The sequence below is a fragment of the Enterobacter sp. KB-280D8 genome (genome assembly GCF_041399405.1).
Taxonomy (GTDB): domain Bacteria; phylum Pseudomonadota; class Gammaproteobacteria; order Enterobacterales; family Enterobacteriaceae; genus Enterobacter; species Enterobacter cloacae_N.
In genome coordinates, this window is sequence record NZ_JBGKEC010000007.1 from 112,004 (window position 1) to 137,453 (window position 25,450).

Genomic DNA, 25,450 nt, shown 5'->3' on the forward strand with positions numbered 1-25,450 from the left:
TATGTACCGGTTTGTACTGGGAAAAATTTCCACCCTTTGCGCGGACCCGCTGGCGTCAACGCTCGCAGACAGGGCACCTCAGGGTGCACGACATGCCTCCTGGCTGGCAGGCCGGACGCTGCTCGCCAGAACATTATCCCCTCACCCGCTCCCCGACATCATTTACGGCGAGCAGGGGAAACCGGCCTTTGAGAAGGGGAATCCGCTGTGGTTCAACCTGAGCCATAGCGGTGACGATATCGCCTTACTGATGAGCGATGAAGGTGAAGTGGGCTGCGATATCGAAGTGATTCGCCCCCGCAAGAACTGGCAGGCACTGGCCAACGCCGTTTTCAGCCTGACAGAGCATGACGAGCTGGAGCGTGAAGCGCCTGAGGAACGGCTTTCCGCTTTCTGGCGTATCTGGACGCGAAAAGAAGCGATTGTGAAACAACGTGGCGGCAGCGCCTGGCAGATTGTCAGCATCGACAGCACGGCCCGGTCGCACGCGGTCAGCCAGCTACAGCTCGGTTCTCTGAGCCTTGCCGTCTGTACTGCAACCCCTTACACCCTGACCACCGAGTCGATTATTCACGTCGGGGCAGGAAAATCACCAGTACACCCAGCATAATAAACCCGACGCCCGCCAGCCCGCGCCAGGAGAAGCCTTCTCCCCAGCCGGGCAGCAGGATCGCCGCGCCCCACACCAGGATATAGCTGAGGCTCAGCAAGGCATAGGCTTTGCTGAGCGCCATGCGATGCAGCGCCAGATACCAGCAGCCCATGGAGGCCACGTATCCCGTCAATCCCAGCAGCAGCGCGCCCGTGCCGGGCGAGACGTGCCACAGCGCAGAGATAAACGTCAGAAAATCGCTGACTGGTGGCAGAGCCTGCATGGCATCGCGCAGCAACAGCTGCGCGGCGCTGACTAACAGCACGCTGCATAACGCCCAGAACGCGCCTTTCACAGGCTTCCTCCCAGCACGATAATCCCAATGATGATGAACCCGACTCCCAGCCAGTGATGCACAGCAACGTGCTCACGCCAGAAGACCTTCGCCGCCAGCGTTACCCAGACAAAATTGAGGCTCAGCATCGGATAAGCGACGCCGACGGGCAGATGCTGCAGCACCACCAGCCAGACCAGCATACCGCCGCCCAGCGCCAGCATTGCCAGGCCAAGCCACAGCGCGATGTGCGCGCCACGCCGCCCGGCCTTCGCCGGACGGGTGGCCTGTTTCTGGCACAGCTGCCCCGCGCAGCTGAGCAGGCTTGCCAGTACGAGCCAGGTCCAGGTCATCACTTCGGCAGATACTCCAGCAGGGCCAGACGCCCCTGGATATAGAGATTGTCCGGCTGCGGTAAATTCGCCTGTGAAAGATCGTCACGCTTTGAGAGCAGTATCACCAGCGACACGCGCCCCTGCTGACGATGCGTTGCCAGCCACTGCGCGAAGTCGTCCTCACTGACAAAACGGTCTTTCACATCGGGATAATCCAGCCCGTAGCGCAGCTCGCCGCTCTGACCAAAGAGCGTGATGTCATTGCGCTTCAGTTCCCACGCCAGGCCCGCGGCCACGCCCACGTTATTGGCCAGCACGAATCGGCTTTCCTGCAACGGCTCCCGCACGGTATCGACCAGCGACTGGGGCTGTTTGGAGTCCACCACCAGGTTAGGAATGGCAAAACCAATCAGCAGCGCCAGGCCTGCTGGACACAGCGCCGCCAGCCACCAGCGCTGCTGGCTCTGCCGGAACGTAAACCAGCCTACCGCGGCCCAGATGAGGAACGCTACCACCGCACAGAAGACTTTATACAGTTCAACCGACGTCCAGACCGGATGCTTAGCCAGTCCCCACGGCGAAACCACCAGCGCCGCCACCACGCCGATGACGCCAAACGCCAGGTTAATCCCGCCGTTAATGCGTAACGCTCTGGCGCCTTTTTCCGCCGCGAGGCAGGCATAGTGCGCCATCAGGATAGCCAGCGGAGCGAAACAGGGCAGGATATAGGTTGGCAGCTTGCCTTTGGCGATGCTGAAGAACAGCAGCGGCATCACCACCCAACCCAGCAGATAGAACCCACCGCCCGCGTTTTGTCTGTCATTCCAGCCGAGGCGCAGCGCGCCGGGCAGCAGCGCCAGCCACGGCAGGCTGCCGGCGATCAGGAATGGCACGTAGTACCAGAACGGGGCTTTATGCTGTGCGTCGCTCTGGGCAAAACGCTGAATATGCTCAACCCAGAAGAAGTAACGCCAGAAATCAGGCTCACGGTGCGCAATGGCCAGCGCCCACGGCAGAACAATCAGCACGCAGCTGAGGATCGCGAGCCAGCCAAAAATCAGCACCTCTTTCCAGCGCTTCCGGACGATGACCCACGGAAGCACGCCAATCACCGGAACGGCCAGTGCCAGGAAGCCTTTGGTCATCACCCCCATTCCGCAGGCCAGCCCAAGTAGCACATAGCCACCCGCTTTTCCGGCCACGGTTTGGGCCTGCGACGCCAGCCAGAAGCTGCACATCGCCGCCACCAGCCACAGGGTGATGATAGGATCCAGAACCGCATACGTGCCGATGCCGTACACCAGAAACAGGGTCAGGAAGATAAGGCCGGAGAAAATGGCTGTCCGCTTATCCCGCCAGAGCCGCCATGCCATCCAGATAACCAGCAGCGCCGCGAGCCCCGTGGAGAAGATCGACCCGGCGCGTACGGCAAAGTTCGTGTGCCCGAACAGCCATTGCCCGATACTGTTGATCCAGTAGCCGGCAATCGGCTTTTCAAAGTAACGCAGCCCCAGAAAATGCGGGACAACCCAGTCACCCGATGCCAGCATTTCGCGGCTGATTTCCGCATAGCGCGTTTCATCGGGCTGCCACAGCAGACGGATATCGACCGGAATGAGGTAGTAAACGATAAACAGTGCGAGAAGCGCTACGCCATAACGGGCTGTTTTCATGGGACCGGACTCACGATTTGTTGATAGCCAAGCCAGCCTTCCCGGCCAGCCAGTTCACTACGGACCACTTTGCCCACGGGCAGGGTGCTGAGGTCGTCCGGCAGCAGCTCGCTCAACGGGCAGAATTCAATGCCCTCCTGAGCGGCCATCGTCAGCAGCGCATCGAAATCATGCTGATACGCAATCCCTTCCACTTCGGCATGGATGGTATACACCGGCGTACCGGCGTCTCGATGGATGCGGTCCAGAATATAGCGATTAAATTCTTCCGCTTTGACCTCGCGCCCCACCACCTCATCCCACGTAGGAAGCGTGACCGGAATTTGCACGGTACCGTAGCGATTTTCGCCTAACAGCGGCAAAAATGGCCCGGTTCCGCGGCAGTCGCTGTTGTAGCGAAACGCGAAATGCTCTTTGGCTTTAACCACCCGCTGGTCGGCACGCCATCCCGCCACGGCGGAGCAGCGTACGGGCTGACCAATGATGGCCTCAAGCTCCAGCATTCCACGTTCGACCTCACGGGACAGGCGTGAGATATCCCAGACGCCTGCCCAGGCCTGCCAGGCATGGTGATCCCAGGCATGCAGGCCAATTTCATGATGCTGCGCCGCCTCGCGAATCACCGCTTCATTACCCGCGCCGATGCGTCTGCCGGGCCAGGCGGTGCCGGCCAGCAAAATATCCCAGCCGTAGAGGGATGCCGCGCGCGAGCGAAGCATTTTGAACAGAAATGCCGGTTTAACCAGACGCCATAAATGGCGTCCCATGTTGTCAGGCCCCACGCTGAAGAAAATGCTGGCACGCACGCCATGCCTGCTCAGCAGTTCCAGCAGTCCGGGCACGCCGTCACGCGTTCCCCTGAAGGTGTCGACATCAATGCGTAAACCGACTTTTTTCATGAGGCCTGTTCCGACAGCTCCACGGTGCGCAGGAAGAAGTCGAGCGTCTCATCAATGGTCTGCTCCATCTTCACCGTCGGCGTCCAGTTCAGGCAGCGCTTCGCGTTGCGGATGCTTGGTTTACGGTGCTCGACGTCCTGGTAGCCCTTACCATAGTAGCTGCTGCTTTCCACTTCGCGGAAACCGGCAAACGGCGGGAAGCGATCGCGCAGCGGGTGGCGCTCAAAGCTGGCCAGCAGCATCTCTGCCAGCTCGCGAATGCTCGCCTCGTTTTCCGGGTTACCGATGTTGATGATCTCTCCGTTGCAGCGGTTATCTTTGTTTTCGATGATGCGGAACAGGGCCTCGATACCGTCGCTGATATCCGTAAAGCAGCGTTTCTGGCTCCCCCCTTCAATCAGCTTGATAGGCGAGCCTTCCACCAGGTTCAGGATCAGCTGGGTGATCGCGCGGGAGCTGCCGATACGCGCCGCGTTCAGGTTATCCAGACGCGGCCCCATCCAGTTGAACGGACGGAACAAGGTAAAGCGCAGGCCCTCTTTCTCGCCGTAGGCCCAAATCACGCGGTCCAGCAGCTGTTTGGAGACAGAGTAGATCCAGCGCTGTTTGTTGATCGGCCCCACCACGAGGCTGGAAGTGTCTTCATCGAAGTTTTTGTCGGTACACATGCCGTACACTTCAGAGGTGGACGGGAAGATGATGCGCTTGTCGTATTTCACGCAGTCGCGGATGATCTTCAGGTTCTCCTCGAAGTCCAGCTCGAACACGCGCAGCGGGTTACGGGTGTACTCGATTGGCGTGGCAATGGCGACCAGCGGCAGCACCACGTCGCATTTTTTAATGTGGTATTCGATCCACTCGGAGTGGATGCTGATATCCCCTTCAACGAAGTGGAAGCGCGGGTTGTTGAGGAAACGGCTGATGGCGTCAGAGCCAATATCCAGACCGTAAATCTCGTAGTTATCATCCCTGAGCAGACGTTCGGTCAGGTGGTTACCGATGAACCCGTTCACGCCGAGGATCAGCACGCGGGTGCGGCGCTTGATGGCAACCACCGGCGCGCTGGTGATCAGCGCCCCGGCCACCAGCCCCAGAGACTGCGCCAGCTGCGTGCCCTGAACGTACAGGCCGTTGTCGGTCTGACCGGTGACGATCTCCAGCGCCTGCTCGCCGCAGCTCACCACCAGCGGAGAGACGGAGACGACGGTGCCCGGTTTAGCCGCCGGGATATCGTCACGCACGCGGGATTTCCAGACGATAAATTTGCTTACGCCCGCAAAGCTGTACGCGCCCGGCCACGGGTCGGTCACGGCGCGCACCAGGTTATGCAGCTGGCGGGCGGGTTTGTTCCAGTCCAGGCGACCATCTTCCGGCGTGCGGCGGCCAAAGCAGCTGGCCTTGCTTTCGTCCTGCCCGGTCTCGCTGAAGGTGCCGTTGAGGATGGCTGGCAGCGCGTCACGCAGCAGGCTTTGCGCCGCGGTGCAGAGTTTCTGATGCAGCTCAAGCGCCGTTTCATCCGCGTCGATTGCCACGCGCTGCTGGGCGACGATGGCCCCGGCATCCGCGCGGTGCACCATGCGGTGCAGCGTCACGCCGGTTTCGGTTTCACCGTTGACCAGCACCCAGTTCAGCGGCGCGCGGCCACGGTAGGCGGGCAGCAGAGAGCCGTGAAGGTTAAAGGCCCCTTTGGCGGCTAAACCTAAGATCTCGTCGCAGATCAGGTTGCGATAGTAGAACGAGAAGATGACATCCGGGGCGAGCGCGCGGATGCGATCCACCCACAGCGGGTGGTTGACGTCGTCCGGGGCATAAACCGGAATACCACGCTCGGCGGCGATACGCGCCACGGAGCCGAAGAAGTGGTTCTCTCCCGCCGCGTCCGGATGGGTAAAGATTGCAGCAATGTCATAGCCCGCTTCCAGCAGGGCCAGCGTGCCCGCGCACCCCATATCGTGATAGGCAAATACAACGGCTTTCATGGGTGGGTTTCCTCTTGAGATGCTTTGTGTTCCTGACGGACAACACGTTGAATAAAGTAGCGCGGACGTGCGCGAACATCGTTGTAGATACGGCCAATGTATTCACCGAGCAGGCCCATTCCGACGAACTGGGCGCCGATGAACATAAACAGCACGGCAAAGAGCATGAAGACCCCTTCCGCCGCCCACTGCGGGCCAAAGACCAGGCGCAGCACCACCAGCAGGACGGACAGCGTAAAACCGGCCAGGGCGATGATGCTGCCGAACACGCTCAGCAGGCGCAGCGGCGTGGTGGTCAGGCAGGTGACGAGGTCGTACATCAGGTTGATGAGACGCATAAAGCTGTACTTCGATTCCCCGTGCTCGCGCTCGGCGTGCAGGACCGGAATTTCCGTTGCCTTGCGGGCAAAGGTGTTGGCGAGGATCGGAATAAAGGTGCTGCGCTCATGGCAGTGAAGCATGGCGTCGACAATATGGCGGCGGTAGGCGCGCAGCATGCAGCCGTAATCGCCCATCGCTTTACCGGTGGTGCGCTGAATAAGACGGTTGATGGTTCGCGAGGCCAGCTTACGGAAAAGGCTGTCCTGACGGTTCTGACGCACCGTGCCAACCACGTCATAGCCTTCATCAGCTTTCGCCACCAGACGCGGGATCTCCTCCGGCGGGTTTTGCAGATCTGCATCCAGAGTGATGATCAGATCGCCCGTCACGTGGCTGAACCCGGCCATAATGGCGGAGTGCTGGCCGTAGTTACGGTTGAGCAGCACGGCAACAATATGGCTGCCTTCGGCCTGGGCGGCTTCGGTCAGCATCAGCGCGGAATCATCACTGCTGCCGTCATCCACCAGCAGAATTTCATAGGCTTTGCCCAGCGTGTTGCAGGCGGCCGTGGTGCGGCGGATCAGCTCGGGCAGGCTCTCCTGCTCGTTATAAACAGGGATGACCACCGAAACTTTTTGTACAGGCGGTGCGCTGAACATATCAATGTCCTGCAAGCTGATGGAGCGCGGTAATGACGCGGGTTGTGTCGTCATGAGTCATGTCCGGGAAAAGAGGGAGAGAACAAATACGCGCGCTGTTCCATTCCGAATTCGGAAGCGATACATCAGGAAAGCGCTCGCGATAGTATTTTTGCGTATGCGCCGCTCGGAAGTGGAGGCCGGTGCCGATGCCTTTCTCCTTCAGCGCCGCCATCAGGCCGTCGCGTGAGATCCCGCAGCGCGCTTCATCAACGCGAATAATAAACAGATGCCAGGCGTGTACGTGCGGCCATGACGGAATGGTGAGTGGCTGGAACGGCGTATCGGCAAGTTCGCGCAGGTAGCGTTGCGCGATTTCCTCACGGCGTTTATTGGCCTCTTTCAGCTTGCCCAGCTGTACCAGCGCCAGCGCGGCGTTGATATCCGCCAGGTTGTATTTATACCCCGGCGCGATCACTTCCGCCTGCGGCGCACGGCCGTGCGTCTGGCGGTCATAGGCATCGACGCCCAGACCGTGGAATTTCAGACTGCGGATCCGCTGTGCCAGCCGGGCATTATCCGTGACGACTAAACCGCCTTCCGCGCAGGTCATGTTTTTGATGGCGTGGAAGGAAAAAATCGCCGTGCCTTTCCAGCCCACGTGACGGTTCTTGTAGTACGTTCCGGCGGCATGGGCCGCGTCTTCAATCACCGGAATACCGTGACGCTCGCCGACGGCATGAATGGCGTCGATATCACACGGCGCGCCGGCATAATGCACCGGAATAATCGCTTTGGTACGCGGGGTAATGGCGGCTTCAACCGCTTCCGGCGTAACCATCAATGTCTCTTTGTCCACATCGATCATGACCGGCGTGGCGCCCAGCAACACGATCATATTCAGCGTGGAGACCCAGGTCTGAGAGGGGGTAATGACCTCATCGCCCGGGCCAATATCCAGCGCCATCAGCGTGACGTGCATGCCCGCCGTCGCCGAACAGACGGCAATCGCGTGCTGGTTCCCCGTCAGCTGACAAAATGCCGCTTCAAGTTCCTGATTTTTAGGCCCGGTGGTGATCCAGCCGGAGGTTAAAACCTCCTGCAACGCCGCTAATTCCTCATTACCCATCGACGGGCGGGAAAAAGGCAAAAAATCACTCATCATTAATTTCCTTGCAATAAGAATGGCACGCGCTTGATATTAACCAATTGCCTGTTCGTTTATTTCAACGAACCATAAACTCATATCAAGGTATCGTTCATTTCTTAGGGAAAAATTAAGATGCGTATTCCAGACGTAACAAAAACACCATCATTCCATTTATAAACAGTCACTTATATAATTATGAATTATTTATTTCGTGATCCAACTCAATTTTTACAAAATGTTATTTTAAACCAGACATCAACAAACAAAAAAAATCCCGGCTATTTCTTAAAAAGAAGAAATAACCGGGAACTTTTCTTTTTAGTTAATTGTCGCGCTTATTTTAAGTTATCGGGAAAGTTTTCCGGTAACTCGCTGGCCGCACAGGCAATCACGCTTTCATCATTGGCACCACAGTCGCGTACAAAGGTGATTGTTGCGAATTCATCAATCACTTCCGTTGGATAGGTCGGGCCAGCGTCGCGATAGCTGTTCATCAGCGGAATATGATCGTTCTGGAAGCAGACGGTTTTTTCCGGGTTATTCATGACCCAGCGTGGGAAGAAGATGGTGCCGTGAAACAGGCGGTCACCCAGGTTGGCGATCAGGCTGACGTCGGTGCCGGTTGGCTCGGTCCAGGAAATTTTATAGATGCTTTCACCGACGCGAACGATATACACCCGCTGATCTTTCACCCAGCGATTACCCACCAGACCGCTGTGAATACGGTAGTCGATGGTGTTTTCATTTTTGATGTAAATTTCGTAATTCCAGCCGTTATCGTAGGTATATACCAGATGTTTACCAACGAAGCCGCTTAAGTCGTGTTTGTCGAATGTGTTCATAAAATGTCTCCTTCGTTTTGATGAGACGATCTTAAACCTTCAAAAAATGAATGAATAACGCTATGTTTTAATCAAATTCATCCAAAATTTAGATACGTTATGCACAAGACGACGCTGGAACAGTGGGCTTTACTGGAAAAAGTGGTGGACGCGGGCAGCTTTGCCAAAGCCGCGGAAGAAACCCACCGCAGCCAGTCATCGGTAAGCTATAACCTGTCGCTGCTGCAGGAGCGGCTGGGCGTGGCGCTGCTGGCGCCAGAGGGGCGCCGGGCGGTGTTAACCCCGGCCGGAGAACTGCTTCTCAGCCAGGTGAAACCGCTGCTAAAAGCGTTTTCGTACGTCGAGACGCGCGCGGCGACCCTTCGTAACGGGATGCGCACGCGTTTGGATCTGGTGGTGGACTCCATTTTCCCCCGCCGCCGCCTGTTCGCCATTCTGCGCCAGTTCCAGCAACAGTATCCGCAAACTCAGGTCCGCCTCACGGAGGTGCTTGAAAATACCCGCGCCGATGTCATGAACAACGAGGCCGATGTGATGGTCTTAACCCGCCGCCAGGACATTACCGGGCTCGGCGAATGGCTGATGAATATCGACTTTGTCGCCGTCGCGCATCACCAGCATCCCCTCTTTAGCCTCGACGCGCCGCTGAATGATGAGATGCTACGCCCGTGGCCGCTTATCCAGATAGCGGACAGCCAGAACGCCGCGCGGGCTGCGGGCGAGTCGTGGACATTCTCGACCGTTGATGCCGCCATAGAGGCGGTCGTCTCTCAGGTCGGCTACGGCTGGCTGCCCGAAGAGCGCGTTCAGCCCCAGTTGGAGCAAGGCGTGCTAAAAATCCTCCCGCTGAGCCACGGCGTTCGTCGGGCCACGCCGCTGCATCTGATCGTGAAACGCACCCTCGCCCCGCTGGATGAGCAGGTCGAGACGCTGCTGCGTCTTTTTAGCCAGGAGCCGTCACCATCACCTGCTACGCTTTAAGGTCCGAACGTTAAAACGATAAGGAGCTGATGATGAAAATCGACTTTGCGGGGAAAGTGGCCCTGGTCACCGCCTCAACCGGCGGGATCGGGTTCGCCATTGCCAGAGGCCTGGCGGAAAGCGGCGCGGAAGTGATCGTTAATGGCCGCAGCACCGACTCGGTGAACAAGGGTATTCAGCAGCTGCAGCAGGTTGTGCCCGGCGTGCAGGTGCGTGCCGCCATTGCCGATCTCAGCACCGCGGAAGGGGTTGAATCCCTGCTGAAGGTCGCGAGCGACGTCGATATTCTGGTGAACAACGCCGGGATTTACGGCCCGCAGGATTTCTATGGCACCGACGATGAAACCTGGGAACGCTACTGGCAGACCAACGTGATGTCCGGCGTACGCCTCTCCCGCGCCCTGCTGCCGGGCATGGTGAAAAAAGGCTGGGGCCGCGTGGTGTTTATCTCCTCCGAGTCGGCCTGCAATATCCCGGCAGACATGATCCACTACGGGGTGACCAAAACGGCCCAGCTCTCGCTGGCGCGCGGGCTGGCAAAGTTCGTGGCGGGAAGCGGCGTGACGGTGAACAGCGTGCTGCCGGGCCCGACGATGTCGGACGGTTTCGCTGAAATGATGAAAGATGAGATCGAGAAAACAGGTAAATCGCTGGAGCAACTGGCGAAAGAGTTTGTGATGGCCAACCGCCCCAGCTCGGTTATCCAGCGCGCCGCCACGGTTGAAGAGGTGGCGAATATGGTGATTTATGTCTGTTCGACGCAGGCCTCCGCCACCTCGGGCGCGGCATTGCGCGTCGACGGTGGCGTTGTTGATGACATTATTTAATATCGTCAGGCCGCGCTGCCCGCGACACGACGGGCGGTAATGTAACGATCCTGCCAGTAGCCATCAGTCAGGGTTGAAACCGTTACGCCCTGGCTGCTGGAGGCATGAATAAACTGGCTGTTACCAATATAAACACCGACGTGCTTGCGGTTCGGGCCCGTCTGGAAGAAGACTAAATCTCCCGCCTTCAGACGGTATTGCTCCAACTGCACACCGCGATGGATCTGCTCGCTCGTCGTGCGCGGTAAGTGAAGATTCGCCGCATCGCTGAACAGATGCTGCATGAGCGCGCAGCAATCCACCCCGCGGTGCGTGGTGCCGCCCCACTGATAGTGGGTACCTTTCCATTTCTGGTATTGATCCAGTATCCGGGAGCGGAGTGGGCCCGTCTCCTGGTGAAGCAGGGCCGACTTCACCGGCGATTCCGCAAAGCCACTCTTCACCGAGATCATGGAGGCGGGCAGCTGAAAACTCAGTGCGGAAAACGAAGCAAAACTTAACGTGAGGATTGAAATAAGCGATCTGAATGTCATATCTGAACAGGAGCTAAGAGTGAATTTTTCCTTACCTGTGGGGGCCAACGTTCCCCCTAAATATCTTTCGATGTGGCGATAATATAGACAGCTCATTTTTTCACCAATCATTATTGAGGCCAAAATTGGACTCACTTTCAGATCGCAAGATTGAGAAAAAAAAGGGTGGTGATGTAAGGACTGTTCAGGTAAAGCAGGTAAACTGATCGACAGAATGTGTATTTCAGCTAAGACGTATTTATGACCAATATGATTGCCGACGAGACGGTGGCGAAATCCAGCGTGCTCTCTGTCTTTGACTTCGATGGGACGCTCACGCACCACGACAGCTTTATCCCTTTCCTGCGTTTTGCCTTTGGGAAACGCTACTTTGCGGGTCGCCTGGTGCGCATGGCGCTGCCCACGCTCCACTGCGTGCGCCGCAAGCTGACGCGCGATGAGCTAAAGGAAGTGCTGATCAAAACGTTCCTGACGGGCGTGGACGAACGCTGGCTACGCCAGCAGGCGGAAGCCTTTTGCGAAAAATACTGGAACAAGCTGATGCGCCCCGAAGGGGTTCTGGCTGTGGCGGCTGAGGTGAATTCAGGGGCGGAAGTGACTATCTGTTCCGCGTCTCCGGCGCTGGTGCTCCAGCCGTGGGCGGACAAGCTTGGCATCAAGCTAATTGGCACGCAGCTGGAAGTGAAGGACGGCAAGCTGACGGGGCGCATCACGGGAAATAACTGCCGCTGCGCCCAGAAGGTGGCAAGGCTGGAAAAAGTGTACGGCGATCTGAACGCCTATCATCTGCGCGCCTGGGGAGACACCCGCGGCGACCACGAACTGCTGGCGGCGGCGCAGGATCCGCACTGGCGGCACTTCCACCATCCGCGCAAGCGCCGGAATTCGCCGATTAAGGGTTAGGTGCGGTCTGTTGCCCTCACCCCAGCCCTCTCCCACAGGGAGAGGGAGAAAAGCGGTGCATCAGGCCTCACGTTTCCCCGGGAACATCACGCTCGCAATAATCCCCAGCGCCAGCACGCCTAACACCACAAACAGGCTGGCCGTCGCGCCAATGCTGTAACCGTGGTGCCAGAAGTGGTCGGTGGCATTTAACCCCAGCTTGAACGCCACGAAGAACAGCAGCAGCACCACCGCTTTCTCAAGGTGCACCAGATACTGCTTGAGCGCTTCCAGAACAAAGTAGAGCGTACGCAGGCCGAGAATGGCGAACATCATGGCGCTGTAGATAATCAGCGGCTCGCGGCTCACGGCAATAATGGCCGGCACGGAGTCAAACGCGAACATCACGTCAGAGAGTTCCACTACCGCCACGCAAAGCAGCAACGGCGTCGCATAGCGTTTCGCCTTCTTCACGCGACCTACCGTCACGTCCTGGTTTTCCGGCTTCTCCAGCTCCGCATCTACCTCTTTCTGGGTCAGAATAAAGGCGTGGCTGCTGATTTTTGGCCAGACCGGGTAAAAGCGTTTCACCAGGCGATAAGCGAGATGCCCGGAGTAATCCTCCACTTCATCACTCTCTTCATTGCGTTTGAGCATCATCACCGCCGTCCAGCCGACGACCAGCGCGAAAATGACCTCCACGTACGGCCCCAGGCTCAGCAGGCTGGTGCCGATCGCCACGAAAATACCGCGGAAGACTATCGCCCCCAGTACGCCCCAGTAGAGCACGCGGTGACGGTACTTATCCGGCACGCCGAACCAGGCGAAGATCGCCATCATCACGAACAGGTTATCGATGGACAGCACCTCTTCCAGTGCGTAACCGGTGAGGAACAGGCTCGCCATCTCGGCGCCGTGGTGGATATACAGAAACCCGGCGAAGGCCATCGCCATCGAGAACCAGAAAACGGACCACATGGCCGCACTTTTCAGCGAAACAGGTTTATCGTGACGGTGCATGAAGAGATCGATAAACATCGCCCCAACGGCCATCACCACAAAGACAACAACGGTTTCAGTCGGGAAACCGAGATGAGCAGAAGCCATGAATCTATCCTTAACCTTCATCTGCGCGCTGGCAGAGATAACGTTTGCAACAAAAAGAAGAAAACGCCCGTATCACCGGGCAAGAGAATAATAATAACACTTCTTCGCACCGGCCCGGCAATGTAAATGTGATGTTAAAATCGCCAGAGAGAGAAGCAGTAAAAAAACGCATAGCGCGATGTCATCCTGTCCTGCATTACGACGGCCCCTCATATGCGTCCTTTTCAGAAAGGCAAATTATTCTTTCGTAGATTATTCTTTCATTATTCTGAGAATTTTATTGTCAGAGCAGAACACATTATTCTGCGAGTAGTAAATAAGCCGTAAAATTCTCACAAAAAAATGCTGATAAAACCCTGATGAAAGAATTATAACTAATTGATTTTAAAGAGACAAAAGACAAATCACAGCGTTATCACTTTATTTTTTTTAATCTCTTGTTAACCTGATTACGCAATATATTCAGACTTCTGGCGATGGAAATTGTTCATACGTACTGGTAAGCAATGCTGAATACCCACGTTAACTTTTCGCATTAACGGAATATCCGCGTTTCGCGGACACAGCAACTCTGTTGAGTTACAAACCTGAAATAATAATGTTCTAACATTTACACACTAAGGAATAGTTTAAAGATGAATAAATCCGTCATTGCCATGGGATTATTATTGGCTGCCGCTGCCAGTCCTTCCAGCCATGCGGCAGATCCTGGTAAGGGTGCAGGGCAAATCAACTTCACGGGCACCATTACCGCGAGCACCTGTGATGTCGATATTAATGGTCAGGGAGGTAACCCAACGATTCAAATGGGTACCATCTCGTCTTCGGCGTTTAAAGAAAAAGGTGACGTTGCGGGTATTCACCGCATCCAGATAGATCTGTCCAACTGCGATACCGCCGTTCTTAAAGAAGCCGGAGCACGATTTGGCGGTGCTTATGATTCTAATGATAACAATCTGCTCGCGCTTAAAACCGGTGCAGACGCCGCAACGGGTTTGGGTATTGAATTCCTGAATGAAGATGGAACACCTATGAGACTTGGTGAAAACCCAAATAAGTTTGTTCCTATTACCGGTGATGGCACCACGGGGACAGCCACCCTGCTGTATTCAGCCCGTTATAAATCAACCATTGATACTGTGACCGCCGGTAAAGCAGATGCGGTTGCGGATTACACCATTATCTATAAATAAATTACTCAACTCAGTTCCGGGCTATGAATAGTAGCCCGGAACGCAAGGATGTTTTATGTTAAGGAAACGCTACCTGACGCTGCTGGCCTTGCTCCTGGGCTCTTGTTTGTCACACGCCAGTGTGACCTTATCGAATACGCGAGTGGTATATAATGCCGACAAGAAAGAGAGCAATATTAATGTCAGAAACAATACTGCCAGCCCTTTCCTGGTACAAAGCTGGGTACAGGGCAATGATACACAGGGTACCAAAGCCCCGTTTATTGTAACGCCACCGCTATTTCGTCTTGATGGAGGTAAAGCCAACGCACTACGTATTATCTATAACGGCGCCGCGTTGCCGCAGGATCGTGAGTCGCTTTTCTGGCTCAACGTAAAATCGATCCCGTCTTCTTCAAGAGAGGATGTCAACAAACTCCAGATAGCGGTAAATACCCGAATCAAATTATTTTACCGCCCGGCGAATTTAGCAGATGAAACGAGGGACATTGGCAAGAATGTCCAGTGGTCTGTTAAAAATAATGAACTCATCGTACGCAATAACTCGTCTTATTACATTTCATTTGCGGAGGTGAAGATCAATAACAAAAAATGGTCAGAGATTGATATGCTGGCACCTAAAAGCAGTAAAAAAATCACTGTGAATAACGCGCAACTAAAAAACAACGCAACCGTACAATGGAAATATATCAATGATTATGGCGGCAACAGCCAGTTAATCACACAAAAAATAGAATAACAATTTTAAAACAATAACCTCGCAGGGGTATTTTTCATGACTATATTTTGGGGCATTCGTCCAGCGCTTTGCTTTGCCTGGATATTACCCAGCGCACTATACGCCAGTGATTATTTCGACCCGGCCTTTCTGGAAACAGGCGGCGCGCCGCGTACCGCTGTCGACCTTTCTCTCTTTGAGAATAAAGATAGCCAGACACCCGGCGTTTATCGCGTTGACCTCTTTCTTAACAATAAAATGATCGACACGCGCGATATTACGTTTCGACTCGAAGAGAACGCGCAGCATAAAAATATTCTCGCTCCGTGCCTTAGCAGGGAGACGCTTCAGTCGTTTGGCGTAAAAACGGCTGCCTTCCCGCTGCTGCAGGATGATACTCAGGGCTGTGCAAAACTGGCGGCAATCCCGCACGCGAGCAGCGAGTTTGACTTCAGCGAGCAGGCGTTAAGACTTAGCATTCCCCAGGCGGCCCTGGACAGCCAGGCTCACGGCTACATCGATCCCGCGCGTCGGGAGCAGGGAATTCCGGGCCTGACGCTCAGCTACAACTACAGCGGCGCCAGCTGGACCTCGAATAACGGGACGGGAACCGATAGCCAGTACCTTAGCCTGCGTCCGGGTCTGAACGTTGGCCCATGGCGTTTACGCAATTTTTCGACCTGGAGCAATAGCCAGGGGCAAGCCGGTCGCTGGGAATCGGTCTATACCTATTTACAGCGCGATATCAGCGCCCTGAATAGCCAGCTGATTGTCGGGGATAATAGTTCAACCTCTGACGTCTTCGACAGCACCCCATTTCGCGGCGTGCAGCTCTATTCCGACGAACAGATGCTTCCGGGAAGCATGCGGGGCTATGCCCCCGTAATCCGCGGTATCGCCCGTACTAATGCCCAGATCACCATTTATCAGAATGGCTACAGCATTTATCAAAGCTATGTCCCGCCCGGCGAATTTGTCATCAACGATCTTTACCTCGGCAGCAGCGGCGAGCTGAAAGTGGTTGTGAAAGAGGCAGATGGCAGCGAGCAAGTCTCTTTAGTCCCCTACGCGTCGTTAGCGGTTATGCAGCGGGAAGGACAATATAAATATGAAGTCATTAGCGGCACCTATCGTTCCAGCAGCAGCGATGCTGAGAATGCGCCGTTTTCGCAAGGGAGCCTGATTTACGGTCTTCCATGGGAAACCTCGATATACGGTGGCATGCAGGCCGCCAGTCAATACCAGTCCCTGCTCTTTGGCATGGGAAAAAACATGGGTGATTTTGGCGCACTGTCATTTGATATTACCCAGGCCTGGGCAACCACGAAGCATGCAGAGAAAAACCGGGGGCAGTCGCTACGCCTTCGCTATAACAAAAACCTGCTCTCTACCGGCACTAACGTTGCGATTGCGGGCTATCGCTACTCGACGTCCGATTTCTACACGCTCGGTGAAACCCTGAGCAGCTACCACTCGCAGCACTCCATCCCGGAGCGACGTCGCAGCCGTACAGAACTGACGCTGAACCAAAATCTGGGAGACAACCTCGGCTATCTCTCCTCCATGCTGGTCAGCGAGGATTACCACACCAGCAAAAAACGCACGACCTCTGCCTCGCTGGGCTATGGCAATAGCTGGAACGGTATCAGCTATAGCCTGAACTACAGCCACTATCTGAACGTAACAAAAGAGGATAACCAGCGTCGCTATAACCAGGACAATCTGTTCAGCCTGAGCGTGAGCGTTCCTCTGGACAAATGGCTCCGCTCTGCACGTGCCGGTTACTCATTTTCCGCAGCAGATAACCGCTCGCCTGGCCACAGCGTTTCCCTGAGCGGCAGCGCCCTTGAGGACAATAACCTGAACTGGAGCGTACAGCAGAACATCAACCCAGGCAGCCAGGCAAACAGCAGCGATGCATCGCTTAGCTATAGCGGACGCTATGCGCAGGTTGGCGCCGGGTATGGCTATAGCCGGGACGCACAGCGGCTGAATTATAACCTGCGAGGCGGCGTGCTGGTTCACCCGCATGGCGTCACGCTGGCGCAGTCGCTGGGTGAAACGGTCGCTCTGGTTGAAGCGCCGGATGCAGCGGGTGTCAGCGTCCGTAACCACGCTGGCGTGCGTACCGACTCCCGGGGATATGCCGTGGTGCCGTACCTGGCCCCTTATCAGGAGAGCACAATCCAGCTGAGACCCGACACGCTGCCAGATGATGTTGAGCTGGAAAGCAATAGCCATAAAGTCGTTCCCACCCGGGGAGCCATCGTTCGGGCACGTTTTACCACCGCGGTGGGTAAACGCCTGATGATGACGCTGAAAGATGCGCAGGGTAAACCCGTTCCGTTCGGCGCCGTTGTTTCTCAAAACACCACCAGCAGCATTGTGGGTGATGAAGGCAGCGTATTCCTCACAGGGATGGCGGAAAAAGGAACGTTAGACGTGAGCTGGGGTAAGAAACTCAATCAGCGTTGCCAGGTTAACTATCAGCTTTCTGGCCAGGAACCCACGATTAGCGGAATTGTGCAGTTAACACAGATCTGCAAAAAACCCGTTAATGATGTAAGGAATTAATCATGAAAAAATTAGCGTTACTCGTGTGCCTGGCAGCAGGCGGATTGATGGGATCGCCTGCCTTTGCTGCTATTCCGGGCAGTTGCTGGCCAATTGGCGGAGCAACCGTTTTTCCGATTAGCAAAAATCTCACTGCCGAACATATACCAGGGTCTGTACAGGAGGGATGGGATAATAATCAAAACTTTTCGGGCATATGCTTCTGTAAAAACTCGTCCGATAAAGAAAGTGTCTTCTTTAAATTTACCAGTGACGTGCTGAAATCGGGAAGTGGTAAACGTAATGGCGAGTTTATTTACTATCCATTCGATGAAGAGAAAGGTATTAATATCGGCTTTAGGATAGACATTGGTGGTACTATCCAAAATCAAGCGACTGTTGATTTGCAAAATCTTTCAGGGGTAGATAATCAAAACATAACGAATCTCGACTGTGACGATGTTAATGAAGAACATCCGTTTAAAACGGGTTCTAGTGGGACGGTTTCAGTAGAGTTAACCAAGAAGATCACAGGCCATCATGTATACCCTGCACAAGAGCTACTTACAGTTTACGCCCGAAAAAAATCAGGTGATTTCGATCCCACTAAACCATTTGTGAAACTCAGCTTTGAAATGAGTATTACTATCCCGCCAAATTGTACGATTAATGGCGGAGAACCCATTAACATTCCGTTTGGTGATATTCCAGCAAATGAATTTACGCCTGAAGCCAACAGTAAGCAAAAAAGCATTCCGCTCAACGTAACCTGTGATGACGAAGCGGATGTCAGCAAGGCGAATATTAAATTTCGCACCTCCGATTTTAATGACGCTGGTTTTATCAGAACCCGTAATAAAGAAGGAGGGGATCGCAACGATTTAGGGATAAAACTTGAACACAACGGTAATAAAATTGATGGCAGCAGTTCGGCCATTCCGACACAGGAGGGTAATGTCACTATTGTAGCTACGCCCGTGCAACAAGGAGAAAAATCTCCAGAACCGGGGAAATTTGAAGCCACATCAACGCTGGATTTCGAGTTCAAATAAAGAAAAAACTTAACCCACTAAAGAAATGTCTTATTTCACTGCAACTCATAGCGCTATAGAAATGAGTTGCCGGGTATTTAAAAATGGATTTGTATAAGGATATATAGCATGAAACTAAAAAGTAAAACGCGCATAGCATTTTGCATTGCGGCCTTATTAGGTACAGGCTTCACGGCATCTCAGGCCATCGCCAGCGATATTGAGCCCTACTCAGCGCCTTTTGCCATCAAGGGTGAAAAGAGTAATGACTATTTCGGTATGACAATGACCACTATCGGTAAGTTTTCCGATAAGGACAACGGCACACATATCGCGGGCGAAGATATTGTGATCACGGCCCCCTGGGGGGATGGCGCGAAAGGGATTGCCTACGTTATTTTCGGAACTTCCGGCGGTAAAACCATGCAGGAAGTGAACAACGTAGGTGAATTCGATCCGCAAAACGCGCTTAAAATCTTCCACAGCAATAAAGCGAATAAGCCCGGCTCAGTGACGACAAAATGGATGGGCGTTGCGGTACGCAAAATTGGTGATATTAACGGCGATGGATATGACGATTTAGTTATCGCCTCCCACTGGCATGATCAGGTCTATATTATCTGGGGCGGACCGCATCACCGTACAGGCGCGCGGCTCTCTAATCAGATAGACCTCAATGATATCGACAATGGCGACGCTCGCCTGGGTATTCGCATCCGTACGGTGAATTCTTCAGGCAATGCGAATACCGGCGGCTGGTTTGGCGCCGCGGTAGGCCCAATTAAATATAAAAATTCTGCAGTGGCTAACAAGATGGTCGATCTCGCTATCGGCGATATCGAAGGCACTGGCGGACGCGGCGGCGCGGTCATTATCTACGGCGCCCAAAAGCCAGGCGACCAGTGGCAGAATATCGATATTAAGCGCAACAACCTGGGCGACTGGGAGATCCCTGCCGCAACCGGCGCCTATATTCGTCCGCAGATGACCGCCACCAACGGTCCGGAGAAACCGCTTAACTACAACCTTGGACAGCAGATCAGCGATGTCGGGGATATTAACGGCGACGGCTTCAGTGATTATCTGATCGTCGACCCGGAATCCGTCAATGAAGGCCGTAAATCCGAAAACAGCGGCACTGATGGGCGCGGTACGGCTTATCTTGTCTACGGCAGCAGCTTCAACCAGGGGAATCTCGACATTGCCTCGTTAAACGCGACGCAGGCAACCCGCATTCACGGTATGGGGGCAGCTTTCCTTGGCGGTCAGTCCGGCGGAGGTGAAGGGAGTAACGATCATAGCGCCTATACGCAGGATAAGCCCAATAACGGCACCATTACGCCGTTAGGTAACTTCCTGAGTACACATTATAACGCTTTTGCGATTAGCGCCCCTGCCGACATGGGTATCGATAAAAAACGTTCCGGGCTGGTCTGGATTATCAAAGGTAAGACCGACGGCAGTAAACTGCCATCATCCCTGTTCCTTGATGCGGCACACACCCGGCTGAACTACAACAAAAAATTTAGCGTACGAGATGGCTATGCTATCTACGCCGACAGGCCTGGCAGCAAGCTGGCAGGGTTCGGGAACAGCATTCTCGGTAATGTGGACTTGAACGGCGACGGTAAGAAGGATCTGGTGATTGGCGATCCGAATGCGCTGAACTCCAGCGGCACTCAGGTCGGCGCCGTGTATGTGATCAACGGCGGTAAAAGCCTGGATGATTACGCTGATGATGAAGGCATGATCGATATTAATACGCTGGTGAGTGAAGGTGTTGCGAAAGTCTACTGGGGTAAAAATCAGTATGAAAAATTCGGTGCCTCCATTGCGGCCGGGAACTTCAATGGCTTCACTCAGGACAGTCTCGCCATTGGTTCTTACCGTGATAACAGCTGGACGGGTAAAGTCACCTTCCGCATTGCGGATTACATCATCCCGGATTAATTCTTACATCATCTGAATGGAGCAACACTGCCGGGGAGGAAACTCCCCGGCAATTTATTGCGCGTTTTGCAGCGCCTGCGCGCACGCCCAGGCGCTCGACCACGCCCACTGGAAATTATATCCGCCGAGCCAGCCGGTAACGTCCATCACTTCGCCGATAAAGTAGAGCCCCGGTACGTTACGCGCCTCCATCGTGCGTGAAGAAAGCTCATTCGTGTCAACGCCGCCCAGCGTCACTTCCGCCGTGCGATACCCCTCGGTGCCGTTTGGCTGAACGCGCCAGTTCGTTAGCGTATCCACCAACGCTTCCTGCTCGCGGCTGTTAAGCTGCTTGAGCGACACGTCCGGGATCTGCCCCAGCACCTGCAAACATTCCACCAGACGTTTTGGCAGCTGCATTGCCAGGGTGTTTTTCAGGCTCTGATTCGGGTGCGCGGTACGCTGCTCGTTAAGGAACGCGTCGAGATCGCAGTCCGGGAGCAGGTTAACCGTGACGAATTCCCCCGGCTGCCAGTAGCTGGAGATTTGCAGTACTGCCGGGCCGGAGAGACCGCGGTGGGTAAAGAGCAGGTTTTCGCGGAATACCGTCCCGTCTTCTGCAGTAATGACTGAAGGTACAGAGACGCCGGAAAGCGTCTGAAGCTGCTCCAGCAGCGGCTTATGCAGCGTGAACGGCACCAGCCCGGCGCGGGTTGGCAGAACCTTCAGGCCAAACTGTTCGGCGATTTTATAGCCGAACGGTGACGCGCCCAGACCCGGCATCGAGAGGCCGCCGCTGGCGATCACCAGATTATCGGCGCCGACGGTTTCACCGTTCAACTGCAGCGTGTAGCCCTGCTCGTCGCGAGCCACCTCCAGCACTTCCGTGCGCAGGCGCATCACCACGCCGCCCTTCTCGCACTCGGCCACCAGCATATCGACAATCTGCTGCGCGGAGTCGTCGCAGAACAGCTGCCCCAGGGTCTTTTCATGCCACGCGATGCCGTGCTTACCCACCAAGTCAATAAAGTCCCACTGGGTGTAACGCGCCAGCGCAGATTTACAAAAATGACGGTTCTGGCTCAAATAGGCCGCGGGTTCGACATAAAGATTGGTGAAGTTGCAGCGCCCGCCGCCCGACATCAGGATTTTGCGGCCTGGCTTTTTCCCGTTGTCCAGCAACAGTACGCGACGACCCGCCTGTCCGGCCATCGCCGCACAAAACATACCCGCCGCACCGGCGCCAATTACCACGGCATCAAACCTTTCCACGTCAAAACCCTCTTCGTTAACTGCCGCGGATTGTAAAGTTTCCTCTGTGGTCACACCAGCGTAAAAAGATATTACAAAGCCATTCCATTGAAATTTAACGATTATCCTTTCAGGCACTTTTCTCAAATCAGGTGGTATGTCAAAAAAAGTCTATATTTCACTTTGCCCGTTGCGCATTTGTCCTGGATAATGCGCCGCGTTCATGTCCTCAAAATGGCGTAACGTCCTATGCTACATTTGTTTGCCGGCCTGGATTTACATACCGGGCTTTTACTATTGCTTGCTCTGGTTTTTGTACTGTTTTACGAAGCGATCAACGGCTTCCACGACACTGCAAACGCAGTAGCAACGGTTATCTACACTCGCGCAATGCGATCGCAGCTTGCGGTCGTTATGGCGGCGGTATTTAACTTTTTTGGTGTCCTCCTGGGCGGACTGAGCGTTGCGTATGCCATCGTGCATATGCTGCCAACGGATCTGCTGCTTAACGTGAGTTCCGGTCATGGCCTTGCCATGGTGTTCTCAATGCTGCTTGCTGCCATTATCTGGAACCTCGGTACCTGGTATTTCGGCCTGCCTGCATCCAGCTCTCACACCCTCATCGGCGCGATTATCGGTATCGGGTTAACCAACGCCCTGATGACCGGGACATCGGTTGTTGATGCGCTGAACCTGCCTAAAGTACTGGGTATTTTCGGCTCTCTGATCATCTCCCCTATCGTGGGCCTGGTGGTTGCGGGTGGATTGATTTTCATCCTGCGTCGCTACTGGAGCAACACGAAGAAACGCGCGCGTATCCACCTGACGCCAGCTGAGCGTGAGAAGAAAGACGGCAAGAAAAAGCCGCCGTTCTGGACGCGTATCGCCCTGATCATTTCCGCTATCGGCGTGGCCTTCTCTCATGGCGCGAACGACGGGCAGAAAGGCATTGGTCTGGTGATGCTGGTTCTGATCGGCGTCGCACCGGCGGGCTTCGTGGTGAACATGAACGCTTCTGGTTACGAAATCACCCGTACCCGTGATGCGGTCAACAACGTTGAGACCTATTTCCAGCAACACCCTGAGCTGCTGAAAAAAGCGACCGGCGTTGATCAGCTGATCCCTTCCCCGGAATCAGGTGCGACGACGGCACCGGGCGAATTCCACTGCCATCCGGCTAACGCGATTAACGCGCTGGAACGCGCCAAAGGCATGCTGGGCAATATCGAAAGCTACGACAAACTGGCCGTTGAACAGCGTGGTCAGCTGCGTCGTATCATGCTCTGCATCTCTGACGTGACCGATAAAGTCGCGAAGCTGCCAGAGGTGAATGCTGACGACAAACGTCTGCTGAAGAAACTGAAAAGCGACATGCTCAACACCATCGAGTACGCGCCTATCTGGATCATCATGGCCGTCGCGCTGGCACTGGGTATTGGTACGATGATTGGCTGGCGTCGTGTAGCGACCACCATCGGCGAGAAGATCGGTAAGAAAGGCATGACCTATGCGCAGGGTATGTCCGCGCAGATGACGGCGGCGGTATCTATCGGTCTGGCGAGCTATACCGGTATGCCGGTATCCACCACCCACGTACTCTCCTCGTCCGTGGCAGGTACCATGATTGTTGACGGCGGCGGTCTGCAGCGCAAAACCGTGACCAACATTCTGATGGCCTGGGTGTTCACCCTTCCGGCGTCCATCCTGCTGTCTGGCGGTCTGTACTGGATTTCGTTGAAGCTGATTTAATCGCTTGAAGGCGACAAAAAAGCGGGTCAGGAAACTGGCCCGCTTTTTTTATGCTCAGTGCCAAATCATCAATGCAATCATACTGACCACGACCAGCCCGCACAGGGCGCTGGTCAAAATGAACTGACGACGCAGACGCTCGCAGCGACGGATAAACTCTTCATCGTGATGATCGCGGTAGCGCTGGTAGTAGATATACCCGACCAGACGCATCTGCTTGCTGGGCTGTCCATGCGAGGTGAAGAACCCTCCACCGTCCACATACTGATACAGCAACGGATCGCAACCACGAAGTACCACTAACAGCGCACGTAACGATGAGAAGTAGCGCGCCATATTCACTATGCAAACTACGCATAACGCCCAAAACAATGCGACGGTGCTAATCATACATCCTCCCCGGCGTCCGCCCACGAAGCAAGGCTCCTGAGCTACCGCACCCCAATGCCCTGACAGACAGTTCAGTGAAAGAATGACCAAAAGTCGATCCGGTTCGCGTTTTAATATCCGAACGGCTCATTAAATAGTGTAGGAGATCCGTTAATTTTTTTGCCACAAGGTTAATCGTTATCAACACCAAAGCTTGAAAAATATGTTTAACTGGGCCGTAATGAAAGTATCAGACGACGGCATTCTCATTTAGTCATCGATAACTTAAGGAAGGAGTAACACTATGGCTTACAAACACATTCTCATCGCGGTAGACCTCTCTCCGGAGAGCAAAGTGCTGGTTGATAAAGCAGTATCCATGGCACGTCCCTACAACGCGAAAGTCTCCCTGATTCACGTTGATGTGAATTACTCCGACCTCTACACCGGTCTGATCGACGTAAATCTCGGCGATATGCAGAAACGCATCTCCGAAGAGACTCACCATGCTCTGAGCGAACTGTCCACCAACGCGGGCTATCCGATCACCGAAACCCTGAGCGGCAGCGGCGACCTGGGCCAGGTACTGGTTGATGCGATTAAGAAATACGATATGGATCTGGTGGTATGCGGACACCATCAAGACTTCTGGAGCAAGCTGATGTCTTCCGCGCGCCAGCTGATTAACACCGTTCACGTGGATATGCTGATTGTTCCACTGCGTGACGAAGAAGACGAGTAAGTGCATTAGATTCCCCTCACCCTCTCCCCATAGGGGAGAGGGAACGATCGAGCCCCTATGGGGAGAGGGGTTGGGGTGAGGGGATATAAATATCAAACCGGTGTCCTTTAGTGGTCACCGCGTTGGTCGTGGCAACGTCCGCCAGCGGCGGCGCGTAGTCCGGACGCTTCACCACCACCCGCTTCGTCGCGAGCTGACGAGCCGGCTCCAGCAGGCCATCTGCGTCTAAATCCGGCCCCACCAGCGACTGAAACACCCGCATCTCTTTCTTCACCAGCGCGCTTTTCTGCTTATGCGGGAACATCGGGTCGAGATAGACCACCTGCGGGCGCGGGGTGATATCGGTCAGCGCCGTCAGGCTTGAAGCGTGGATAAGCTGCAAGCGCTCCTGCAGCCACGGGCCGATTTCCGGGTCCGCATAGCCTCGCGTCAGCCCGTCGTCGAGCAGCGCGGCCACCACCGGATTGCGCTCCAGCATGCGCACATGACAGCCCACCGACGCCAGCACAAACGCATCGCGCCCCAGCCCCGCCGTGGCGTCCACCACGTCCGGGAGATAGCTTCCTTTAATGCCGACCGCTTTGGCCACCGCTTCGCCGCGACCGCCGCCGAACTTGCGCCGGTGCGCCATCGCCCCGCCAACGAAGTCGACAAAAATCCCGCCGAGCTTCGGTTCGTCGCGCTTGCGTAATTCGAGATGCGCTGTCGTCATCACCAGCGCCATCAGGTTCTCTTCGTCGTGCTCCAGCCCCCAGCGGGCCGCCAGAACAGATAAGGCGCCGTCTCCGGCGCCCGTTTCATCAACTAAGCAGATCTTCACGT

General features: G+C 55.0%; 24 protein-coding genes. 11 read left to right on the top strand and 13 right to left on the bottom strand.

The window, feature by feature from the left end:
* The first annotated feature begins 1 nt into the window (after position 1).
* Positions 2-610 carry a 4'-phosphopantetheinyl transferase AcpT gene (gene acpT / locus AB8818_RS17900; RefSeq protein WP_116342765.1) on the top strand — a complete coding sequence of 203 codons (609 nt, stop codon included), beginning with the start codon at positions 2-4 and terminating at the stop codon, positions 608-610.
* On the opposite strand, the gene arnF is transcribed toward acpT, so the two are convergent.
* The 8 genes from arnF to AB8818_RS17940 form a co-directional block, all read right to left on the bottom strand.
* The gene (arnF, locus tag AB8818_RS17905) at positions 567-947 is read right to left on the bottom strand and encodes a 4-amino-4-deoxy-L-arabinose-phosphoundecaprenol flippase subunit ArnF (protein WP_163330627.1); all 381 of its coding nucleotides are present in this window, start codon (positions 945-947) and stop codon (positions 567-569) included. The two genes, acpT and arnF, sit on opposite strands and share 44 nt — an antisense overlap.
* A complete protein-coding gene (arnE, locus tag AB8818_RS17910) occupies positions 944-1,279 on the bottom strand; it encodes a 4-amino-4-deoxy-L-arabinose-phosphoundecaprenol flippase subunit ArnE (RefSeq protein WP_192983819.1) in 336 nt (111 codons plus the stop codon). The genes arnF and arnE overlap by 4 nt, the downstream gene beginning before the upstream one ends.
* Positions 1,279-2,934: a lipid IV(A) 4-amino-4-deoxy-L-arabinosyltransferase gene (gene arnT, locus AB8818_RS17915; RefSeq protein ID WP_192983759.1), complete on the bottom strand. Its 1,656-nt coding sequence runs from the start codon at positions 2,932-2,934 to the stop codon at positions 1,279-1,281. The genes arnE and arnT overlap by 1 nt, the downstream gene beginning before the upstream one ends.
* Positions 2,931-3,833 carry a 4-deoxy-4-formamido-L-arabinose-phosphoundecaprenol deformylase gene (gene arnD, locus AB8818_RS17920; RefSeq protein ID WP_116342773.1) on the bottom strand — a complete coding sequence of 301 codons (903 nt, stop codon included), beginning with the start codon at positions 3,831-3,833 and terminating at the stop codon, positions 2,931-2,933. The genes arnT and arnD overlap by 4 nt, the downstream gene beginning before the upstream one ends.
* Positions 3,830-5,812, bottom strand: a complete 1,983-nt coding sequence (gene arnA / locus AB8818_RS17925; protein ID WP_192983761.1) for a bifunctional UDP-4-amino-4-deoxy-L-arabinose formyltransferase/UDP-glucuronic acid oxidase ArnA — start codon at positions 5,810-5,812, stop codon at positions 3,830-3,832. The genes arnD and arnA overlap by 4 nt, the downstream gene beginning before the upstream one ends.
* On the bottom strand, positions 5,809-6,792 hold the full coding sequence (arnC, locus tag AB8818_RS17930; protein WP_192983822.1) for an undecaprenyl-phosphate 4-deoxy-4-formamido-L-arabinose transferase: 984 nt from the start codon (positions 6,790-6,792) through the stop codon (positions 5,809-5,811). Before arnC ends, arnA begins: the two co-directional genes overlap by 4 nt.
* Before the next feature lies 1 nt (position 6,793).
* Positions 6,794-7,933 (bottom strand): UDP-4-amino-4-deoxy-L-arabinose aminotransferase, encoded by a 1,140-nt coding sequence (gene arnB / locus AB8818_RS17935; protein WP_166712745.1) that lies wholly within the window; start codon positions 7,931-7,933, stop codon positions 6,794-6,796.
* A gap of 323 nt (positions 7,934-8,256) precedes the next feature.
* Complete coding sequence (locus AB8818_RS17940) at positions 8,257-8,763, bottom strand: phenolic acid decarboxylase (protein WP_061096823.1); 507 nt, start codon at positions 8,761-8,763, stop codon at positions 8,257-8,259.
* Between the two features lie 99 nt (positions 8,764-8,862).
* Between AB8818_RS17940 and AB8818_RS17945 the strand changes: the two genes are divergently transcribed.
* Positions 8,863-9,744: a LysR family transcriptional regulator gene (locus tag AB8818_RS17945; protein ID WP_192983764.1), complete on the top strand. Its 882-nt coding sequence runs from the start codon at positions 8,863-8,865 to the stop codon at positions 9,742-9,744.
* Positions 9,745-9,776: 32 nt separating this feature from the next.
* On the top strand, positions 9,777-10,571 hold the full coding sequence (locus AB8818_RS17950) for an SDR family NAD(P)-dependent oxidoreductase (protein WP_163330665.1): 795 nt from the start codon (positions 9,777-9,779) through the stop codon (positions 10,569-10,571).
* A gap of 5 nt (positions 10,572-10,576) precedes the next feature.
* On the opposite strand, the gene AB8818_RS17955 is transcribed toward AB8818_RS17950, so the two are convergent.
* A complete protein-coding gene (locus tag AB8818_RS17955; protein WP_192983766.1) occupies positions 10,577-11,104 on the bottom strand; it encodes an NlpC/P60 family protein in 528 nt (175 codons plus the stop codon).
* Between the two features lie 240 nt (positions 11,105-11,344).
* On the opposite strand from AB8818_RS17955, the gene AB8818_RS17960 reads away from it, so the two are divergent.
* On the top strand, positions 11,345-12,007 hold the full coding sequence (locus tag AB8818_RS17960; protein ID WP_116342789.1) for an HAD family hydrolase: 663 nt from the start codon (positions 11,345-11,347) through the stop codon (positions 12,005-12,007).
* Positions 12,008-12,067: 60 nt separating this feature from the next.
* On the opposite strand, the gene AB8818_RS17965 is transcribed toward AB8818_RS17960, so the two are convergent.
* Positions 12,068-13,093: a TerC/Alx family metal homeostasis membrane protein gene (locus tag AB8818_RS17965; protein WP_100171191.1), complete on the bottom strand. Its 1,026-nt coding sequence runs from the start codon at positions 13,091-13,093 to the stop codon at positions 12,068-12,070.
* A gap of 635 nt (positions 13,094-13,728) precedes the next feature.
* On the opposite strand from AB8818_RS17965, the gene AB8818_RS17970 reads away from it, so the two are divergent.
* The 5 genes from AB8818_RS17970 to AB8818_RS17990 all read left to right on the top strand — a co-directional run bounded on the left by AB8818_RS17970 (position 13,729) and on the right by AB8818_RS17990 (position 20,538).
* A complete protein-coding gene (locus AB8818_RS17970; RefSeq protein WP_163330620.1) occupies positions 13,729-14,286 on the top strand; it encodes a fimbrial protein in 558 nt (185 codons plus the stop codon).
* Between the two features lie 55 nt (positions 14,287-14,341).
* Positions 14,342-15,025: a molecular chaperone gene (locus AB8818_RS17975; RefSeq protein WP_163330619.1), complete on the top strand. Its 684-nt coding sequence runs from the start codon at positions 14,342-14,344 to the stop codon at positions 15,023-15,025.
* Between the two features lie 36 nt (positions 15,026-15,061).
* Complete coding sequence (locus tag AB8818_RS17980) at positions 15,062-17,578, top strand: fimbria/pilus outer membrane usher protein (protein ID WP_192983768.1); 2,517 nt, start codon at positions 15,062-15,064, stop codon at positions 17,576-17,578.
* A 2-nt stretch (positions 17,579-17,580) separates the two neighbouring features.
* Complete coding sequence (locus AB8818_RS17985) at positions 17,581-18,609, top strand: fimbrial protein (protein ID WP_163330617.1); 1,029 nt, start codon at positions 17,581-17,583, stop codon at positions 18,607-18,609.
* A 108-nt stretch (positions 18,610-18,717) separates the two neighbouring features.
* Positions 18,718-20,538, top strand: coding sequence for an integrin alpha (locus AB8818_RS17990; protein ID WP_116342800.1), 1,821 nt, complete (start codon positions 18,718-18,720; stop codon positions 20,536-20,538).
* A gap of 54 nt (positions 20,539-20,592) precedes the next feature.
* Here the strand turns inward: AB8818_RS17990 and AB8818_RS17995 are convergent, their stop codons facing one another.
* The gene (locus AB8818_RS17995; RefSeq protein ID WP_192983770.1) at positions 20,593-21,789 is read right to left on the bottom strand and encodes an NAD(P)/FAD-dependent oxidoreductase; all 1,197 of its coding nucleotides are present in this window, start codon (positions 21,787-21,789) and stop codon (positions 20,593-20,595) included.
* Positions 21,790-22,017: 228 nt separating this feature from the next.
* Here AB8818_RS17995 and pitA point away from each other — a divergent pair, with 228 nt between their 5' ends.
* A complete protein-coding gene (gene pitA, locus AB8818_RS18000) occupies positions 22,018-23,517 on the top strand; it encodes an inorganic phosphate transporter PitA (protein ID WP_116342802.1) in 1,500 nt (499 codons plus the stop codon).
* A 54-nt stretch (positions 23,518-23,571) separates the two neighbouring features.
* On the opposite strand, the gene uspB is transcribed toward pitA, so the two are convergent.
* Positions 23,572-23,907, bottom strand: a complete 336-nt coding sequence (uspB, locus tag AB8818_RS18005; RefSeq protein WP_003861224.1) for a universal stress protein UspB — start codon at positions 23,905-23,907, stop codon at positions 23,572-23,574.
* Between the two features lie 283 nt (positions 23,908-24,190).
* On the opposite strand from uspB, the gene uspA reads away from it, so the two are divergent.
* Positions 24,191-24,628: a universal stress protein UspA gene (gene uspA / locus AB8818_RS18010; protein ID WP_003861223.1), complete on the top strand. Its 438-nt coding sequence runs from the start codon at positions 24,191-24,193 to the stop codon at positions 24,626-24,628.
* A gap of 55 nt (positions 24,629-24,683) precedes the next feature.
* Here the strand turns inward: uspA and rsmJ are convergent, their stop codons facing one another.
* Entirely contained in the window at positions 24,684-25,448 is a 765-nt protein-coding gene (gene rsmJ, locus AB8818_RS18015; protein ID WP_192983772.1) for a 16S rRNA (guanine(1516)-N(2))-methyltransferase RsmJ, read from the bottom strand.
* Positions 25,449-25,450 lie beyond the last annotated feature (2 nt).

Coding starts and splice junctions, on each gene's coding strand:
- acpT (WP_116342765.1), top strand. CDS start 2: ATGTACCGGTTTGTACTGGGAAAAATTTCCACCCTTTGCGCGGACCCG.
- arnE (WP_192983819.1), bottom strand. CDS start 1,279: ATGACCTGGACCTGGCTCGTACTGGCAAGCCTGCTCAGCTGCGCGGGG.
- arnT (WP_192983759.1), bottom strand. CDS start 2,934: ATGAAAACAGCCCGTTATGGCGTAGCGCTTCTCGCACTGTTTATCGTT.
- arnD (WP_116342773.1), bottom strand. CDS start 3,833: ATGAAAAAAGTCGGTTTACGCATTGATGTCGACACCTTCAGGGGAACG.
- arnA (WP_192983761.1), bottom strand. CDS start 5,812: ATGAAAGCCGTTGTATTTGCCTATCACGATATGGGGTGCGCGGGCACG.
- arnC (WP_192983822.1), bottom strand. CDS start 6,792: ATGTTCAGCGCACCGCCTGTACAAAAAGTTTCGGTGGTCATCCCTGTT.
- arnB (WP_166712745.1), bottom strand. CDS start 7,933: ATGAGTGATTTTTTGCCTTTTTCCCGCCCGTCGATGGGTAATGAGGAA.
- AB8818_RS17940 (WP_061096823.1), bottom strand. CDS start 8,763: ATGAACACATTCGACAAACACGACTTAAGCGGCTTCGTTGGTAAACAT.
- AB8818_RS17945 (WP_192983764.1), top strand. CDS start 8,863: ATGCACAAGACGACGCTGGAACAGTGGGCTTTACTGGAAAAAGTGGTG.
- AB8818_RS17950 (WP_163330665.1), top strand. CDS start 9,777: ATGAAAATCGACTTTGCGGGGAAAGTGGCCCTGGTCACCGCCTCAACC.
- AB8818_RS17955 (WP_192983766.1), bottom strand. CDS start 11,104: ATGACATTCAGATCGCTTATTTCAATCCTCACGTTAAGTTTTGCTTCG.
- AB8818_RS17960 (WP_116342789.1), top strand. CDS start 11,345: ATGACCAATATGATTGCCGACGAGACGGTGGCGAAATCCAGCGTGCTC.
- AB8818_RS17965 (WP_100171191.1), bottom strand. CDS start 13,093: ATGGCTTCTGCTCATCTCGGTTTCCCGACTGAAACCGTTGTTGTCTTT.
- AB8818_RS17970 (WP_163330620.1), top strand. CDS start 13,729: ATGAATAAATCCGTCATTGCCATGGGATTATTATTGGCTGCCGCTGCC.
- AB8818_RS17975 (WP_163330619.1), top strand. CDS start 14,342: ATGTTAAGGAAACGCTACCTGACGCTGCTGGCCTTGCTCCTGGGCTCT.
- AB8818_RS17980 (WP_192983768.1), top strand. CDS start 15,062: ATGACTATATTTTGGGGCATTCGTCCAGCGCTTTGCTTTGCCTGGATA.
- AB8818_RS17985 (WP_163330617.1), top strand. CDS start 17,581: ATGAAAAAATTAGCGTTACTCGTGTGCCTGGCAGCAGGCGGATTGATG.
- AB8818_RS17990 (WP_116342800.1), top strand. CDS start 18,718: ATGAAACTAAAAAGTAAAACGCGCATAGCATTTTGCATTGCGGCCTTA.
- pitA (WP_116342802.1), top strand. CDS start 22,018: ATGCTACATTTGTTTGCCGGCCTGGATTTACATACCGGGCTTTTACTA.
- uspB (WP_003861224.1), bottom strand. CDS start 23,907: ATGATTAGCACCGTCGCATTGTTTTGGGCGTTATGCGTAGTTTGCATA.
- uspA (WP_003861223.1), top strand. CDS start 24,191: ATGGCTTACAAACACATTCTCATCGCGGTAGACCTCTCTCCGGAGAGC.